Source organism: Streptomyces sp. NPDC001219 (genome assembly GCF_053597915.1).
Genome location: NZ_JBSFJF010000060.1, coordinates 1 through 14505 on the forward strand (window position 1 = coordinate 1; position 14505 = coordinate 14505).

12 protein-coding genes and 1 pseudogene are annotated in these 14505 nt (G+C 69.4%); 9 read left to right on the forward strand and 4 right to left on the reverse strand.

Features of this window, described 5'->3' with window-relative positions:
* Positions 1 to 261 precede the first annotated feature (261 nt).
* The 3 genes from ACWC9R_RS29065 (at position 262) to ACWC9R_RS29075 (ending at position 5002) form a co-directional block, all read left to right on the forward strand.
* Complete coding sequence (locus ACWC9R_RS29065; RefSeq protein ID WP_450735937.1) at positions 262 to 2772, forward strand: SpoIIE family protein phosphatase; 2511 nt, start codon at positions 262 to 264, stop codon at positions 2770 to 2772.
* Positions 2769 to 3746, forward strand: a complete 978-nt coding sequence (locus tag ACWC9R_RS29070) for a LacI family DNA-binding transcriptional regulator (protein ID WP_450735938.1) — start codon at positions 2769 to 2771, stop codon at positions 3744 to 3746. The genes ACWC9R_RS29065 and ACWC9R_RS29070 overlap by 4 nt, the downstream gene beginning before the upstream one ends.
* Positions 3747 to 3976: 230 nt before the next feature.
* Positions 3977 to 5002, forward strand: coding sequence for a hypothetical protein (locus ACWC9R_RS29075; protein ID WP_450735940.1), 1026 nt, complete (start codon positions 3977 to 3979; stop codon positions 5000 to 5002).
* Positions 5003 to 5169: 167 nt separating this feature from the next.
* Here the strand turns inward: ACWC9R_RS29075 and ACWC9R_RS29080 are convergent, their stop codons facing one another.
* Positions 5170 to 6165 carry a phospholipase gene (locus ACWC9R_RS29080; RefSeq protein WP_450735942.1) on the reverse strand — a complete coding sequence of 332 codons (996 nt, stop codon included), beginning with the start codon at positions 6163 to 6165 and terminating at the stop codon, positions 5170 to 5172.
* A gap of 456 nt (positions 6166 to 6621) precedes the next feature.
* Between ACWC9R_RS29080 and ACWC9R_RS29085 the strand changes: the two genes are divergently transcribed.
* Together ACWC9R_RS29085 and ACWC9R_RS29090 are read left to right on the forward strand one after the other, a co-directional pair.
* Positions 6622 to 7068, forward strand: a complete 447-nt coding sequence (locus ACWC9R_RS29085; RefSeq protein ID WP_450735943.1) for a TIGR03618 family F420-dependent PPOX class oxidoreductase — start codon at positions 6622 to 6624, stop codon at positions 7066 to 7068.
* 444 nt (positions 7069 to 7512) lie between these two features.
* On the forward strand, positions 7513 to 7887 hold the full coding sequence (locus ACWC9R_RS29090) for a hypothetical protein (protein ID WP_450735944.1): 375 nt from the start codon (positions 7513 to 7515) through the stop codon (positions 7885 to 7887).
* Between the two features lie 212 nt (positions 7888 to 8099).
* On the opposite strand, the gene ACWC9R_RS29095 is transcribed toward ACWC9R_RS29090, so the two are convergent.
* On the reverse strand, positions 8100 to 8786 hold the full coding sequence (locus tag ACWC9R_RS29095; RefSeq protein WP_450735945.1) for a DNA alkylation repair protein: 687 nt from the start codon (positions 8784 to 8786) through the stop codon (positions 8100 to 8102).
* 749 nt (positions 8787 to 9535) lie between these two features.
* Between ACWC9R_RS29095 and ACWC9R_RS29100 the strand changes: the two are divergent.
* The 3 genes and pseudogenes from ACWC9R_RS29100 to ACWC9R_RS29110 all read left to right on the forward strand — a co-directional run.
* Positions 9536 to 9703 (forward strand): annotated as a pseudogene (locus ACWC9R_RS29100) (oxidoreductase); the annotation flags it as partial.
* A 163-nt stretch (positions 9704 to 9866) separates the two neighbouring features.
* Positions 9867 to 10094, forward strand: a complete 228-nt coding sequence (locus tag ACWC9R_RS29105) for a 2Fe-2S iron-sulfur cluster-binding protein (RefSeq protein WP_450735946.1) — start codon at positions 9867 to 9869, stop codon at positions 10092 to 10094.
* A 120-nt stretch (positions 10095 to 10214) separates the two neighbouring features.
* Positions 10215 to 10838, forward strand: coding sequence for an MSMEG_1061 family FMN-dependent PPOX-type flavoprotein (locus tag ACWC9R_RS29110; protein WP_450735948.1), 624 nt, complete (start codon positions 10215 to 10217; stop codon positions 10836 to 10838).
* A gap of 145 nt (positions 10839 to 10983) precedes the next feature.
* On the opposite strand, the gene ACWC9R_RS29115 is transcribed toward ACWC9R_RS29110, so the two are convergent.
* Positions 10984 to 12417 (reverse strand): DUF1254 domain-containing protein, encoded by a 1434-nt coding sequence (locus ACWC9R_RS29115; RefSeq protein ID WP_450735949.1) that lies wholly within the window; start codon positions 12415 to 12417, stop codon positions 10984 to 10986.
* A 223-nt stretch (positions 12418 to 12640) separates the two neighbouring features.
* Here ACWC9R_RS29115 and ACWC9R_RS29120 point away from each other — a divergent pair, with 223 nt between their 5' ends.
* Positions 12641 to 13852 (forward strand): PucR family transcriptional regulator, encoded by a 1212-nt coding sequence (locus tag ACWC9R_RS29120; RefSeq protein ID WP_450735951.1) that lies wholly within the window; start codon positions 12641 to 12643, stop codon positions 13850 to 13852.
* A 7-nt stretch (positions 13853 to 13859) separates the two neighbouring features.
* Here the strand turns inward: ACWC9R_RS29120 and ACWC9R_RS29125 are convergent, their stop codons facing one another.
* Positions 13860 to 14492, reverse strand: coding sequence for a histidine phosphatase family protein (locus ACWC9R_RS29125; RefSeq protein ID WP_450735952.1), 633 nt, complete (start codon positions 14490 to 14492; stop codon positions 13860 to 13862).
* Positions 14493 to 14505: the final 13 nt, after the last annotated feature.

Genomic DNA, 14505 nt, shown 5'->3' on the forward strand with positions numbered 1-14505 from the left:
CGTGGCGCGGCGACACCCGGTCGCGGGTCGCACTGCCGAACTGGGCTGTGCGACCTTCCCGAGCGGCCGCCCCGCAGAGGGATCTCCGGCAACCCCTGGCCACAGCCGACGACGCCGGTTCTGCTCGTGTCCCTCGCGTCCGTGGCCGACGATTCCGACCGGATCTGCCGCGATCCCTGACCGTCAGTGCAGCTTGTTCGATTCTTTTCACGCATGCACTATGGGACTGTGAGTAATGACGCTCGGGTGAATTGAGTCAGAATGGCCACTTCCGTGGGGGAAAATGGTCACCCTGGGTGGTCGAACCATGTCCCCATGGCCATCATCAGCGTGGGGGGCAAGGTCACAGGGTGGAGCGAAGGGGCTCGGAAACTCCTGGGCTACGACCCCCCGGAGATTGTCGGCCACCCCGTCTCGGACCTCCTGATCAACGGCGAGTACCCCGAGGTGGCCGGGCCCTGCCTGCTCGACGCCCGGGAGTGGAGCGGCACCGCGGCAGTCCGCCACCGTGACGGCCACCGCGTCGAGCTGCCCCTGCACCTTCATCCGACATTCCGTGACGACGGAACGACCCAGGCGTTCGTCGTGACCGCCACCGCGGGGGCGGTCGAGGCGGAGTCCGACCGACGGATGGTGGAGTGGGCGTTCGCCCAGTCCTCCGTTGCGCTCTCCACCTACAGCACCACCTCACGCTCATGGCAGGGGAACGCGGTCGCGCACGACGGCGAGCAGCCCTCGCCGGCAGGACGTATGACAGGCAGGCCCGCCGACGGCGACGGGGCGCAGACGGCCGCAGGGCACGCCGGAGCTGCCGAGTCCACGCAGGGGCAGGCGGCTGAGGCGGGCAGCTGGCCCTACTCGGACCTGCTGGGTGGCGGCCGCTCTGACGAGGGGTTCCTGCGATGCGTCCGCCGCGTCGCCGAGGAGGCCAAGCCAGGCCGCTATGAGCACCTTGCCCCAGCCACGCCTTCCACTCACCGGCGTGCCTGGACCATCGAGATGTGGCCCGTCCGCAGCCCCGACACGGGTCGGGTGGCCGGTGTCGGGGCTGCGGCGTTCGACAGCACCGAGCAGGTCGCCGCACGGCAGCGCCTGGCCCTGCTGAAGGAAGCGGGCAGCCGCATCGGAACCACCCTCAATGCACGGCGCACGGTTCAGGAACTCACCCACCTCGCCGTTCCGCGGTTCGCCGACTCCGTGAGTGTGGACCTGCTCGACTCCGTGACCCGCGGGAAGGAACCACCGCCCGGTCCAGCCGACGCCGCCGTGGTGTTGCGCCGGGTCGCGCACCAGACCGCCGACGGGCTCCCCGAAGCCGACACCGAGATCGGCGAGGTCGACACCTATCCCCCACGCTCACCCCCGGCACGTGCCCTGACCAGCGGCCGGACAGTGCTCTGCGGAACGGACGACCCCGACTTCACCCGGTGGGTCGCCGCCGGCGTGGCGGGATCGGGTGCCGCGGCGGAGCACGGATTCCACTCGATCATGGCTACCCCCCTGCGAGCGCGGGGCTTGACCCTCGGAGTCGTGGTCTTCGCCCGCGCGGACGGCTCGGACCCCTACGAGCAGGATGATGTGCTCCTCGCCGAGGAGCTCGCAAACCGGGCGGCCGGCAGTGTGGACAACGCGGGCCGCTTCTCCCGGGAACGCGCCAACGCCCTCACCTTCCAGCGCAGTCTGCTGCCCCGTCACTTCCCCAAGCAGGCGGCTGTCGAGGTGGCGCACCGCTATCTGCCGATCGGCAGGGGCGCCGAAGTGGGCGGCGACTGGTTTGACGTGGTCCCGTTGTCGGGCACTCGCGTCGCCCTGGTCGTCGGCGACGTGGTCGGCCACGGCATCCATGCCTCGGCCGCCATGGGCCGGCTGCGTACGGCGGTACGCACACTCGCCGGAGTCGACCTGCCCCCGGACGAGCTGCTCACCCACCTCGACGAACTGGTCACCCACCTGACCTCGGACAACGACGTCCGCAACGAGCCCGACCCCGGTCAGATCGGCGCGACCTGCCTCTACGCGGTCTACGACCCGGTATCCCGTATCTGCACCATGGCCAGCGCCGGCCATGTCCCACCCGTCGTGCTCTTCCCCGACGGCACGGCCCGAGTGGTCCCACTCACCCCGGGGCCGATCCTGGGAGTCGGCGGCCTGCCCTTCGAGCCCACCGAGCTGGAACTCCCCGAGGGAAGCCTGCTCTCCCTCTACACCGACGGCCTGATAGAAGCCCGCGGCCACGATCTCGGTGTCGGCCTCGAACGACTCTGCCGAGCCCTGGCCTCCGCCGAACCCTCGCTGGACGTCACCTGCGACATCATCCTCAAGGCCCTGCTGCCCGAGAGCCCCGCCGATGACGTGGCGCTGCTCCTGGCGCGCACCCGCGCCCTGCACACCGATCAGGTCGCCGCCTGGTCGCTGCCGTCAGATCCCGCGATCGTGGCCGATGCCCGTGCGCAGGCCTCCCGCCAACTGGCGACCTGGGGGCTCACCGACGCAGCGTCCATCACCGAGCTGGTGGTGAGCGAGCTGGTCACCAACGCCATCCGCTACGGGGACGCCCCCATCGGGCTACGGCTGATCCGGGACCGGACCCTGATCTGCGAGGTCTCCGACGCCAGCAGCACCTCCCCTCATCTACGCCGCGCCCGCACCTACGACGAAGGGGGACGAGGACTGCACATGGTGACCCAGCTGACCCAAGGCTGGGGCACCCGCCAGACCCCCACCGGCAAGACCATCTGGGCCGAACAACGTCTCCCAGCCGGCGGACCATGACGGAGCGCACAGTCAACCTGGCGACAGGACACGGCGCCCAGACCCACAGTGGTGCTGCGGCCCGCGACCTGACACATACGCTCGCACTGCTCTACCCGCCGTCCGGCGCCAACCGGGACTACCCGCCGGTGCAGCTCGCCTTCGTCGGCGGGGTGGCGGAAACCGCCACCTCATACGGCTATGACCTGCTGCTCACACCCTGCAAGTCGGGGAAGGACCCCGCGTTCCGGCGGATGGTCAGTGAACGGCGCGTGGACGGAGTCATCGTGATGGAGGTCCGCCGCGAGGACGACCGCATTCAGCACCTCACGGAAGCGGCCTTCCCCTTCGTCGCCATCGGCCGGAACAGCGGAACCGACGGGGTCGGCTGGGTCGATCTCGACTTCGCCGGCCTGGCGAACGGATGCGTCCGGCACCTGACCGAACTGGGCCACCGCAGCATCGCCTTCGTCAACAAGTCGGAGCAGATCGTCAGCAGCGGGTACGGGTACGCGCTGCTCGGGAACGAGGGCTACACCGAGGCGATGCAGGACATGGAACTGGCCGCGCGTACGTACCCCAGCGGCGACGATGTCGGCGGCGGGGAGGACGTCGTGGAACGGATCTTCCAGGATGACCCGGCCACCACGTCCCTGGTCGTCATGAACGAAGCCGCCCTGGAAGGCATCTACCGCGGGCTGACCCGTCACGGCCGCAGCGTTCCGCGCGACTTCTCGGTCGTCGGCGTGGCGGCCAGCCGCTGGGCGGAACAGGTGAGCCCGCCGCTGACCGCAGCCGAGATACCGGCCAAGGAGATGAGCCGGATCGGCGTCGACCTGATGGTGGAGCGACTCACGTCACCCGCCGCGTCACCCCGGCACGTCCTGCTGAAACCACTGATCACCCTGCGCGCCAGCACCGGTCCCTGTCGCCCGGTCCTCGATTCGGAGGCGGGGTTGGAGCTGGAGGCGGAATTTCCTGACTTGGAGTTCTGACGGTCTCGGCTGGCAGAAATACGTCGAATTGACCGGCTGCAGCGGGTGACGCGAGGTCATGGCCGCGATCACCTTCGTGGCCACCTCGGGCACTTCGCCAAGTAGCGCCGACAGCGTGTTAGGGATCAGCTACACCACGTCACTATTCAAGCAATCGAGACGACCTCTTGGTCGGGGGATGGTCCAGCCCTCTTACATTCTTCTCACAACTGAGCGGCACCGTGGGGTTCATGGTGACCAAACGATTTGCTGTGGGCGTCGGAATTCTCGTGGTGATGGGCCTGACGGGCACGGCCGTGGTGGCCTCTGGGGCTCCTGCTCCGGTGTCCGGCAAGGCTTCCGCTGCAGCTCCCGGGAAGAAGGCGAAGAACTACCTTTACGCCTCCATCGGGGACTTCGACGCCAATGTGAAGCCGTTGATCGATCGCCCTGATGTCGCCGGCGTGCAGCTGGTGGTGCCGTGGAAGGCGATGGAGCGGAAGAAGGGGCAGTACGACTTCTCGGAGATCGACCGGGTGTTGAAGACTCTGCAGTCCCGTCACAAGAAGCTCTTCATCCAGGTCCAGGACCGGTTCTTCGCGCCGCCGACGAGGCTCCCGGACTATCTGTTGAAGGACCCGGAGTACAAGGGAGGCGCGGCTCCGACAAAGAACGAGAACGGCCTCGGCCCCGGTGAGCCCGGGGCGGTCGCGGCGCAATGGAACCCGCAGGTGCGGGGTCGCTTCCAGCAGCTGCTGAAGGCGATGTCACAGCGGTTCGACGGTCGCCTCGCCGGGGTGAACCTGCCGGAAACCGCTACCGAGGTGGACACCAAGAAGGACCACACCGGATACAGCCACGACGCCTATTTCAAGGCAGAGCTGGACAACATGGCCTACGGGAAGAAGGTCTTCACCAAGACGCCGTTCATCCAGTACGTCAACTTCTGGCCCGGCGAGTGGAACAACAGCCGCAAGTACATGAGCCGTACCTTCGAGTTCGCCAAGGCGCACGGGATCGGCCTGGGGGGACCGGACATCCTGCCGGACCGCCCGGCGCAGATGGAGAACTCGTACCCCTTCTTCAAGAAGTACCGGGGACAGCTCCCCATGGTGGCCATGGCCGTACAGGAGCCCGACTTCGAGTACAAGAACCCCAAGACGAAGAAGCCGTACACCCGGCAGGAGTTCACCGACTTCGGCACGAACACCCTCGGAGCCGACGCCATCTTCTGGGCCACCAGCGCGCCCTGGCTCCACCAGCCGGCGGCGCGATAGAGCCCCCATCCCTCGCGGCCCGGCCGCGGCGGCGCTCCGGGCGAGTGCTCACCCGCGCCCAGCCATGACCGTGGGTCTCCGTGTGCGACTCGACCGCCGGCCCCGGTTCCTGGCAGCGACGGCGCTGACAGGAACCGGGGCCGGGGCCGGGCGGGGCAGCTGGGGCGTCAGCTGCCGAAGGGGATGTCCCGAGGGGTGGCCATCCGGCGGGTGTCCGGGTGGGCCTTCACGTAGTCCGTGATGTACGAGAGTGACTCCCGCACCGCGCTGTCGTCCGTGCCGCAGCCCTTCGGGCCGCTGACGCCGTCCGGGTAGCACGACGCCCGGTTGCCGTAGATCAGGCTGCTCACAGCGGCACTCCCGCCGGAGGAGTCGAGCAGGGTGGTGGCACGCTCCCCGTCACCCTTGCTCACCGTCCAGCCGACGGTCTGCGCGAGTTCTCCGGCGTCCCGGGCCTTCCTGCCGGCCTCCAGCTCCTTCCGGATGCTGCCGAACTTCAAGGCCATGCTGAACTCGCCCTTGTCCATTACGCGCTGGTTGCCGGGGACGTTCGGCCCGTGCTTGGCGAAGCCGTCCCGGACCTGCGCGTAGTCGCCGCTGTAGCTGACCGCTTCCTTGGAGTTCAGGTCACTGAGGGCGTTCTTCCAACCGCTGCCGCCCTCCTTGCCGTAGAAGCCGTAGAGCACCCGAATGCCCCTGCTCTCCAGCTTCGTGCGCGCCATGTCCCGCAGCCCGGCCACGGAGCAGTGGCGCCACTTGGGGTCGTTGCTGTCGCACCAGTCGGGGTTCTTCATGTCCAGCCAGACGAAGGAGGCGTGACGCCCCTGGTCATGCTCCTTCGCCACCTGGTCGAACATGGCCGACATGGTGTCCCCAGAACTGGTGGGAGAGCCGTCGTGATCGGCCCACCAGCCCTGGCGCCAGGCCGTTGCGTCCATCTCCAGCGCGTTGGCCCCGTTCTTGAGCGCCGTGGTCACCCCGCCCGTGGTCAGCACCCGGTGGGCGATGGCCCAGGTGGGGCGCTGCTCGGTGGTGCTGTGCGCGGTCTCGGAGGACTCGTCCTCCGAGACCGCGCCCATGGCGGCTCCGGTGCCCAGGGTCGCTGCGGAGACGGCCACAGTCAGCGGCAGCAGTATGGAACGAAGCCGGCGTGGGGAGGCCATGAGGACGATCCTTTCCGTTGCACGGGCGACGCGCAGTGGCAGCCCGTGTGTGGTGCGGTGACAGCCTGTCCTGCAGACAGATGGGGGGCCAACTGCCCGCAACTGCAAGCACTGTACGCTAAGTTACCCACGGGTAATCATTGGCTGCGGTCCGTACATCGCCGCCCTGCCGGTTCGGGACATCGCGGCAAGGGAGCGGAGGCCTGTCGGCGGTGCTGAATGGCCCGACGCGCTCCTTGACCTGCCCACCCGCCATTGGCCGGGATGGCGCCGGCACGGCCGCGGCGATGGTGGTCCGGAAGTGGAAGCACGCAGCCGTCCGCGGCCAGTGGATGTGCGCGCGAGGCGGGTGCCGAGATCGCAAGGGTCGCCAGCGACCCGACCGCATCATGAGCCTGATGCGGAGTCCGCGGTCCTCCGATCCGTCCCAGTGATCATGGTTGGTAGCCTCCCAGGATGACAATGATCTTTGACGAAGCCGTCCGCGCCCGGCTGCAGGCCCCCAACATCTGGTACGTCGGCACTGTGTTCGCCGACGGAGCACCGCAGGTCAGCCCGATGTGGGTGGATCTGGAGGGAGAGGGTGAGCTGATGTTCAACACCTCGGTGGGCCGGGTGAAGGAGGAGAACCTGCGCCACGACCCCCGCGTCTATCTCTCGCACGCGGACGCCGCCGATCCCTTCGACCGGGTGCAGATCAGTGGCGAGGTGGCCCGCTTCATCGAAGGCCAGGAAGCGCACGATCGAATGGACCAGCTGGCCCGGAAGTACCTGGGCAGCGAACGCTTCGAGTGGATCATGCCGGGCGAGCAGCGGGTTGCGGTGATCGTGCGCCCGGTCAAGGTGCGGCACATCGTGGGGGTTGAGCGGTTCCGGCCGGGCGGCCCCGTTCCCGCGCCCTGACCAGCTCGCCCATGCGCCGCTCGCTCTCCGTGTGGGGTGGCGTTCCGGTCGGTCGTGGCAATCGGACGTCGCCAGGTTCCTCTCAGGTCGGCTCTGGCACCCTGCTGACCAGCCGAACTCCGTTGGGATGGGAATGGGCGCGCAGGGCATCGAGTTGCCGACGACGTGAGTGCTGGAATCGGCAAGTGCACGGTGGTGACCCCTCGAACGACCCGCCGGGTGCCCCCGGTCGTGTAGTGGTGGGACCGGGGATGCGGCAGCCAAGCACGAGGGGATGCGGGTGCCTGCAGTACCGCCTTGTCGTCGCCCCGGCGTGGGCGTTGAGTCCCAGCAGCGTCGGCGCCCGGCTCGCGCTGGATCTGCCACCGTCAAGCGCTTCTTCCGCAACTCGCCTTGTGCCTATGGTGTGTTGAGACCGCAGAGCGCGGTCGAAGGGAGATCCTCATGCCTACGCAGACCAGCCCCGCATCGCACAGCCTTCCTCGCTTCGAAGACGCCGAACCGCTCGGCCCGCAGGACGCGGAGTTCGCCAGGGACATCCAGGCCGTGCTGAAGAAGCACGGCAACCTGGACCGGTTCGGTCTGGTCCTGTTACACGACCACTTCTCGGTCGACAGCGACGAAGTGCTCGTCGAGACGAACGACCCGCAGGCCCGCACACTCCACGTCGAGGTGGAGAAGAAGGGAGAGACCAAGCACGCCCAGCCATCGCAGTGGCGGTTCGTCGCGGACTCCGAGGAGACGCCCACCGCCCAGAGCTACCGCGCCCCCTACAAGGTGCAGATGCTGTGCCTGACACTGGCCTGCGAGGACCGCTGAGCTCGGACGGCCCCGGCTGACTGACACGCCCGCACACATGGGGAGGGCCGTACCCGCTCCCACGGGTTCGGCCCTCTCTGCGCTTCACTCCGCCTCGCTCCCGGCTCGCAGCGCAGGCGGGTCTGCACGATGCGGTAGAGGACGGCAGCGAAGAACGCCTCGCTGCCCAGGGGTTCAGGGGCGTCGCAAAGCCCGCGTGAGCGCGAGCCCTGCTACTTGTCGTGCTGTCGGCGGACCATCTCGTTGATCCAGGTGGGCGCGAACGGAGAGGTGCAGCCCGGGGACGTCGGGTAGTCCTTGAGCACCTCCAGGCGCTCACCGATCTCGATGGCACGGGTGCGGTACTCGGGGTGCTCGATCCCGATCTGGGCCAGGCAGTGGTTCATCGCCCACTGCAGGCGATCGGGGGCGTTCTTCATCTCCGCTTCGATGATGTCGAGGAGTCCGGCGAGGTCGAGCCCCTCCGGCTTCTTCGCCACGCGTTCGGTGGTCAGCGCCCAGCCGGCGCTCGCGACCACCGAATCCGGGTCGGCGGACCAGGCCAGGCGCAGTTCCTCGGAGTGCGGATTCTTCTTCACCACGTAGTTCACGAGCCAGTCGTGCACCTTGGGTGTGCGCGCCTGGCGCAGCATGGCGTCCAGCTCGTCGCGGTCGAACGCCTTGGGGCGGCAGATCAGGATCGCCAGGAGTCTCGCCCCGGTGTCATCCGTCTCCCATAGCCGGCACGCGAGTTCCTGCTGCGTCTTGAGACGCTTCGCGAGCGCACGCAGACTGCTGAGCTTCACACCGTGGTCGTCACCGTGCCTCTCGTTCACCTCGCGTGTCTTCGGGTCCTCGAGCGCGGCCAATTCGGCCAGCACCTCGGCCACCGTCGTCCCGGTCGGAGTCGTCTCGGCCACCACAGCCTCCTGTCCCTCACGTGCGCGGTTCAGCCTACGGCCGAAGGGGGGTCTCGTGTTCGTCGTGAGGTCCCCACCTGAACATGACCGTGAGCATGACGAGGTCAACGAGCTACTGATCGAGGGGAAACTCGGGGGACGGCCATCTGGTCGACATCAGCAGGCAGGCTTCCGAAGCAGGACGATCAGGCCCCGTGGTCACCTGCGTGGCCGCTACGGGACAACTCCACCTGGAGTGCGGTCACTTGCATGTCCAGCGCGAACTCGAAGCGCTCGTCGAAGGAGCCGGTGGTGATGTGGGCTGAGGCCGCTCGCAGTGCCGGGAACTCGGAGACATCGAATACCGCCGGCGCGGAAGGGGGGGGTCGGACTGCGCCTGCTGCTCCTGCGTGATTCCACTGATCGTGCGCCAGCTGCGTTGGGAGGCCGCGGGGGTGGTCAGCGTCGAGTTGTCCTCCCCCGACGGGGCGGCGCTCCCGCCGTGGCGGCCGGGTGCCCATGTCGAGTTGGTGCTGCCCACGGGCATCGTGCGGCAGTACTCACTGTGCGGGTCCCCGCAGGATCGCGGCTGCTACCGCATCGGGGTGCTGCGCGAGCGGGCGAGCCGAGGAGGCTCGGAGTATGTGCACGCCTTCCTGCGACCGGGACAGCCCGTCCGGGTGCGCGGACCGCTGGACGATTTCGGCTTCACACAGGAGAAGGCCTACCTGTTCATCGCGGGCGGCATCGGTATCACCCCGATCCTGCCGATGGTCGGACAGGCCGCCGCATGGGGCACCCCGTGGCAACTCCTCTACGGCGGTCGCAGCGCGGACTCGATGGCCTTCCTCGGTGAGCTGCGCGACCATCCGGACAACGTGCGGCTCTACCCGGAGGACCGGGCGGGCCGGATACCGCTGCACGAATGGCTCGACCGGGCCCGCCCCGACACCACCATCTACGCATGCGGCCCGGAGCCGTTGCTGACCGCCGTCGAGAACGAGGCCGCGCACTGGGGGCCTGGAGCGGTTCAGGCCGCGTCCCAAGCCGGCCCGGGTGGACACCGAGGTCGAGGTGGTGTGCGCACGGTCGAACCGCACGGTGACCGTTCCGGCCGGTCGGAGCATCCTGAGCGGGCTGGAGGACGCGGGCCTTCCCGTGACCGGCTCCTGCCGCGAGGGCGTGTGCGGCACCTGCAAAACACGGGTTCTCGACGGCGAGCCCGACCATCGCGACGACATCCTCACGGCGGACGACCGCGCCGCCGGTGACCGTATGTACATCTGCGTGTCCCGAGCCCGGGGCGGACGCCTCGTTCTCGATGTGTGACGCACCGGACAGCCATGGCCGAGAAGAGCAGCTTCCTGGAGGGCCGGCACGAACCACCACGACGACACCCACGGCGGCGCTCCGACGCGCACCGCCGCCGACGACTACCGTCCGCTGACCATGGACCGGGTACGGGAGGTCATCGGATATCCGACACCGTTCATCGCGGACAAGAAGGAAAGCCACCTCGGTGAGTTCGTCACCAGGTTCATCGCGCACAGCACGTTCCTCTGTCTCGCCACGGCGGACGACGCCGGGCACCTCGACATCAGTCCCAAGGGTGATCCGCCAGGAGCCGTGCGCGTGTTGGCCCCCTGGACGCTGGCCCTCCCGGATCGGCCCGGTAACAAGCTCGCCGACACCTTCGAGAACCTCACCCGCAATCCGGCGGTGGGCCTGGTGTTCCTCGTGCCCGGGCTGCGGGAGGTCGTGCGGGTGAACGGGGAAGCGTTCGTCAGCGATGATCCGGAGCTGCTGACCATGCTCAGCGCCGACGGAAAGCCGGCTGTGCTGGCGATCGTCGTGCGCGTGCGGGAGGTGTTCGCCCAGTGCGGCAAGGCCGTGATCCGCTCAAAGCTGTGGGAGGGCGATCAGCGCCACCTTGCCGACGCCGTTCTGCTGGGCGGCGACTTCTTCACGATGCACGTGGCCGAGAACGCCGCCAAGATGGCTGACAACCTCGGCGACCAGCTCGGGGACCTCACAGCGATCGCCGAGCACCAGTACCAGCACAATCTGTACTGAGGCAGTGCGGATGAAGGGCCCGGCCGCCGTGGCGGTGACCAGCAGAACCCGGGCCGGCCGGTTCCGCGATGCGGCGGAACCGGCCGGCCAGGACCCTTGTGCTACGTCTGCGACACGACGGAGAGGTGCCGCTGGGAGGCTTGCGTCAGTTGACCTCGGTGACCGCGGGCGGGGACCAGGTGCCGTCGAGGACGCTGGACTTGGGCCGGTACATGCGCAGGATCATGGAGAACCGGCCGCTCGGTGCGGGCAGCCAGTTGGACTGCCTGCCTGCCGGGGCGTCGTGCTGGATGTGGAGGTCCGTGGAACCGTCGGGGTTGCGAGTCGGCTTGACGGCGTGTCCGACCTCGTAGCGGTTGATCGGGTTGCGAACCAGGAAGCCGTCCGGGTCGTACATCGTGAGGGACCAGAAGGCGCCCACCGGCGGGGTCTGCCCCGGGGGGAAGTGAAGGACGTACCGCTTGGCTCCGGTCAGCGGCTTGCCCCGGCTGTCGGTGCGGACGATCGGGTAGACGGCGTCCTGGGGGCGGTTGGCGCCGAGCCCCTGCCAGGCGGTGGTCGCGCGCAGCATGTAGTTGGTGCCGTAGTCACCCAGGTTGAGCGAGACACGCCAGCCGTTCACCTCGTTTCCGGAGGTGGCGAGCGCGGCCTTGATCTGCTTCTGGGCCGCGGGTACGGCCTGCCGCAGGGCCTGCGCGGTAGCGGGGCCCTTGGCGTTGATGTCGAACGGCCGGCCGGGGACGACGCCCAGGCGGGCCAGCTTGGCCACCATGGGAGCGTCCTTCTTCGCGGGCGGGTTGGTGGCCATGGCCGAGGCGAGGTGGGAGAAGAAGGTCTGCGCGTCCATGCCGGCGACGCGGGCGGCCGGCGAGGTGGCGGGGACGTTCGGGTCGACGTGGCCTGGCGGCGGGGTGTGGTGGTGGCCGTAGTCGCGGAGCGGCTTGAGGGTGTAGTGGCGGACCAGCTTCTTGACCGCGGGCAGGTCGGAGGGGCCGTTGAACTGGGTCCGGCCGATGATCCACGCGGTCTGGGTGGGCGACTTGATCTGCTTGACTCCGGCGGGCAGCCGGCCGTGCCAGCCGGGGCCGGTGATGGCGAAGTCGCCCGCCGAGCTGCCGGTGGTGCGGGTTCCCGGGGAGGCGAAGACGTCGGTCCAGGCGTTGAGCATGGGCATCATGAAGTACCGGCCCTTGGTGTCCGGTACATGGAGCACGATCGGCCCCTTCTTCAGGTCCAGCCACGCCGAGGTGTACAGGGTGTCGACGTTGGGGGCCACCACGGTGTGGAACTCCGGGCCGGGAGCCCGGTCCGCCTTGGCGAACTGGTTCACCGGTGCCCGCAGGGTCGCCGGGTCGGGCTTGCGAACGTTGGTGGACGCCTGCTCGGTGGCCCGTGCCAGGACCAGTGGGTAGCCGTAGACGTAGGCCTTGACCGCGTCGGCGGTGGTGGCGGCGGGAGCGGGCGCGGGGTGTGCCGTGCTCGCCGGGGCTGCTGTCACCGGCGGGGCGGACAGGGCGAGCATCGCCACCCCGACACCGGCGGTGGCACCCCAGCGGCGGAGTCGTCGCGTTGCGTTCATGACGGGTTGTTCCTCACGGGGTCGTTACTCACGGGGGCGTTCCTCACAGGGCTGTTGTCGGAGTTGACGGCGGGATGCGGGTGGGCCGGGCCGGGCCCGGGTGGGGCCGGGCCGGCCGACACCGCGCAGCACGAAGGCCGGGGCGCTGTCGCCTCACTCTCGTCCCGCCGATGGCCAGGGACAATCGGTTCTGAGGACACGTCAGGCGGCCTATCGTTGTGAGGTGTCACAACGCAGCGCGTCGCCCACTGAGGCACCGGAACCCGGCGAGGACATCCGTGAGCAGGTGGTCCGGATGGCCGCCCGTCTCGAACCCCGGATCAACCAGCTGGCCAGGCTGGTGGTCGAGCGCCAGCGAGCCGAGGTGCCCGGCTTTGACCGCCTGCCCGGCGACATGCAGGATCTGGAGATCGCCTCGGCCGCCCGCCACACGTTCCGCGGCTTCCTCCGCGGCGTACAGGGCCTCGCGGACACCGACGCCGAGGTGCTCAGGGAACGCGCCATCCAGCGTGCCTCGGAAGGTGTCCACCTGACCGGGCTGCTCAGGGCGTACCACGTCGGCGCCGAGGTGGTGGCGGACGCGCTCCGCGCCGCCGCCCGCCCCGGGGAGGAGGCCGCCCTGCTGTGGCTCACCCGCCGGCTGTTCACGACGGTCAACTCCCTGGTCGAGCAGGGCACCGAGGCGTACCTGCTGGGGCTGGCCGACCAGCAGGAGGCGAAGCGGGAACTGGCCGCGGCGCTGCTCCGCGGTGACGCGCCGCAGGAGGTGGCGGCCCGGTGCGGACTGCCACTCGAACCCGGCTACCTCGTGCTCAGCGTCCGCGCCCCCGTGCCCCACCAGGAACCGGTGGCCGCGCGGCGACTGCTCCACCAGGTCCTGGTCCGGCTCGCGCCCGCCGCGGACGGCCGGGTGCTCAGCCTGCCGAACGAACAGGGCGGCCACATCCTGCTCCCTCTCGGCACACCCCATGCCGATCTCGTCCGGGATCTGTCCACCGGCCTGTCCCGCCCGGTGGTCGCGGGGGCCGCCCTCGCGGCCAAGCCGGAGGACGTCCCCGCCGCCGCCGGGCAGGCGCACCGGATCGCCGCCATCGCCCGCACTCCCGGCGTGCACCGGCTCCAGGACGTGCTGCTCGACTACCACCTGGCCGGGTCCAAGGACAGCGCCGCCGAACTGGCCGCGCTTCTCGACCCGTTGGACGGCCATGCCGGTCTGGTCGAGGCCGTCGCCGCCTTCCTCGACTGCGACCTCGACCGGCGCCGCACGGCCCAGGCGCTCAGCGTCCACCCCAACACCGTCGACAACCGCCTGACCCGAGCCGCCCAGCTCACCGGCCTGGACCCGCACACCACACGCGGCGTACAGCTCTTCGGCGCCGCCCTCACCCTCCGCCGACTCGCCGGTGGCTCGACCAGCGGCCTCCTCCCCGGCTGAGGGCGGGTCAGGCCCCGTCGAGGTGGGCCGTGTCCCCGAGCCGGGCCAGCTGGCGGTTGTGGAAGAAGTCGTCCTCGCGGAGGTGGGTGATGCTGCCCGACGGCGCGCGGAGGTTGACGTAGCCGAGCGAGTCGGGCGGCATCCGAATCCAGGCCGCCACGACGAAGGTGAGGGCGAAGCCGTGGGTGACGACGATCTGCTGTTCGCAGGGGCGCTTCAGGATGTCGTCCATGGCCGCGTAGACGCGCCGGGCGAAGGCCTCCTTCGTCTCGGCCCCCGGGACGCCCTCGTCGTGCCCCATCCGGTCGCCGTCGGCGGGCGGTGGGACGAAGCGCTTGTCGAGCCATTCCTGGGGGCGGCCCTCGGCGTCTCCGTAGGACTTTTCGCGCAGCCGCGGGTCGAGCACCGGCTCCACTCCGAAGAGTCCGCCGATCTCCTCGGCCGTGCGGCGGGTGCGTTGCAGGTCCGAGGAGATCACCTCGACCCCGGCGGTCCCGGGGATCTCGGCCCGCAGCGCGCGGGCGATCGCGGTGGCGTCACGCAGGCCGGCAGGGGTGAGCCGCGAGTCGTGCCAGCCACCGACGAGACCGTCGATGTGATGGAGCGCCTCCGGGTGGGTGACGACGTGGATGCTGCGCACCGGTACGTGCCTT

Coding starts and splice junctions, on each gene's coding strand:
- ACWC9R_RS29085 (WP_450735943.1), top strand. CDS start 6,622: ATGACAATGATCTTTGACGAAGCCGTCCGCGCCCGGCTGCAGGCCCCC.
- ACWC9R_RS29080 (WP_450735942.1), bottom strand. CDS start 6,165: ATGGCCTCCCCACGCCGGCTTCGTTCCATACTGCTGCCGCTGACTGTG.
- ACWC9R_RS29070 (WP_450735938.1), top strand. CDS start 2,769: ATGACGGAGCGCACAGTCAACCTGGCGACAGGACACGGCGCCCAGACC.
- ACWC9R_RS29090 (WP_450735944.1), top strand. CDS start 7,513: ATGCCTACGCAGACCAGCCCCGCATCGCACAGCCTTCCTCGCTTCGAA.
- ACWC9R_RS29110 (WP_450735948.1), top strand. CDS start 10,215: ATGGACCGGGTACGGGAGGTCATCGGATATCCGACACCGTTCATCGCG.
- ACWC9R_RS29115 (WP_450735949.1), bottom strand. CDS start 12,417: ATGAACGCAACGCGACGACTCCGCCGCTGGGGTGCCACCGCCGGTGTC.
- ACWC9R_RS29075 (WP_450735940.1), top strand. CDS start 3,977: ATGGTGACCAAACGATTTGCTGTGGGCGTCGGAATTCTCGTGGTGATG.
- ACWC9R_RS29065 (WP_450735937.1), top strand. CDS start 262: ATGGCCACTTCCGTGGGGGAAAATGGTCACCCTGGGTGGTCGAACCAT.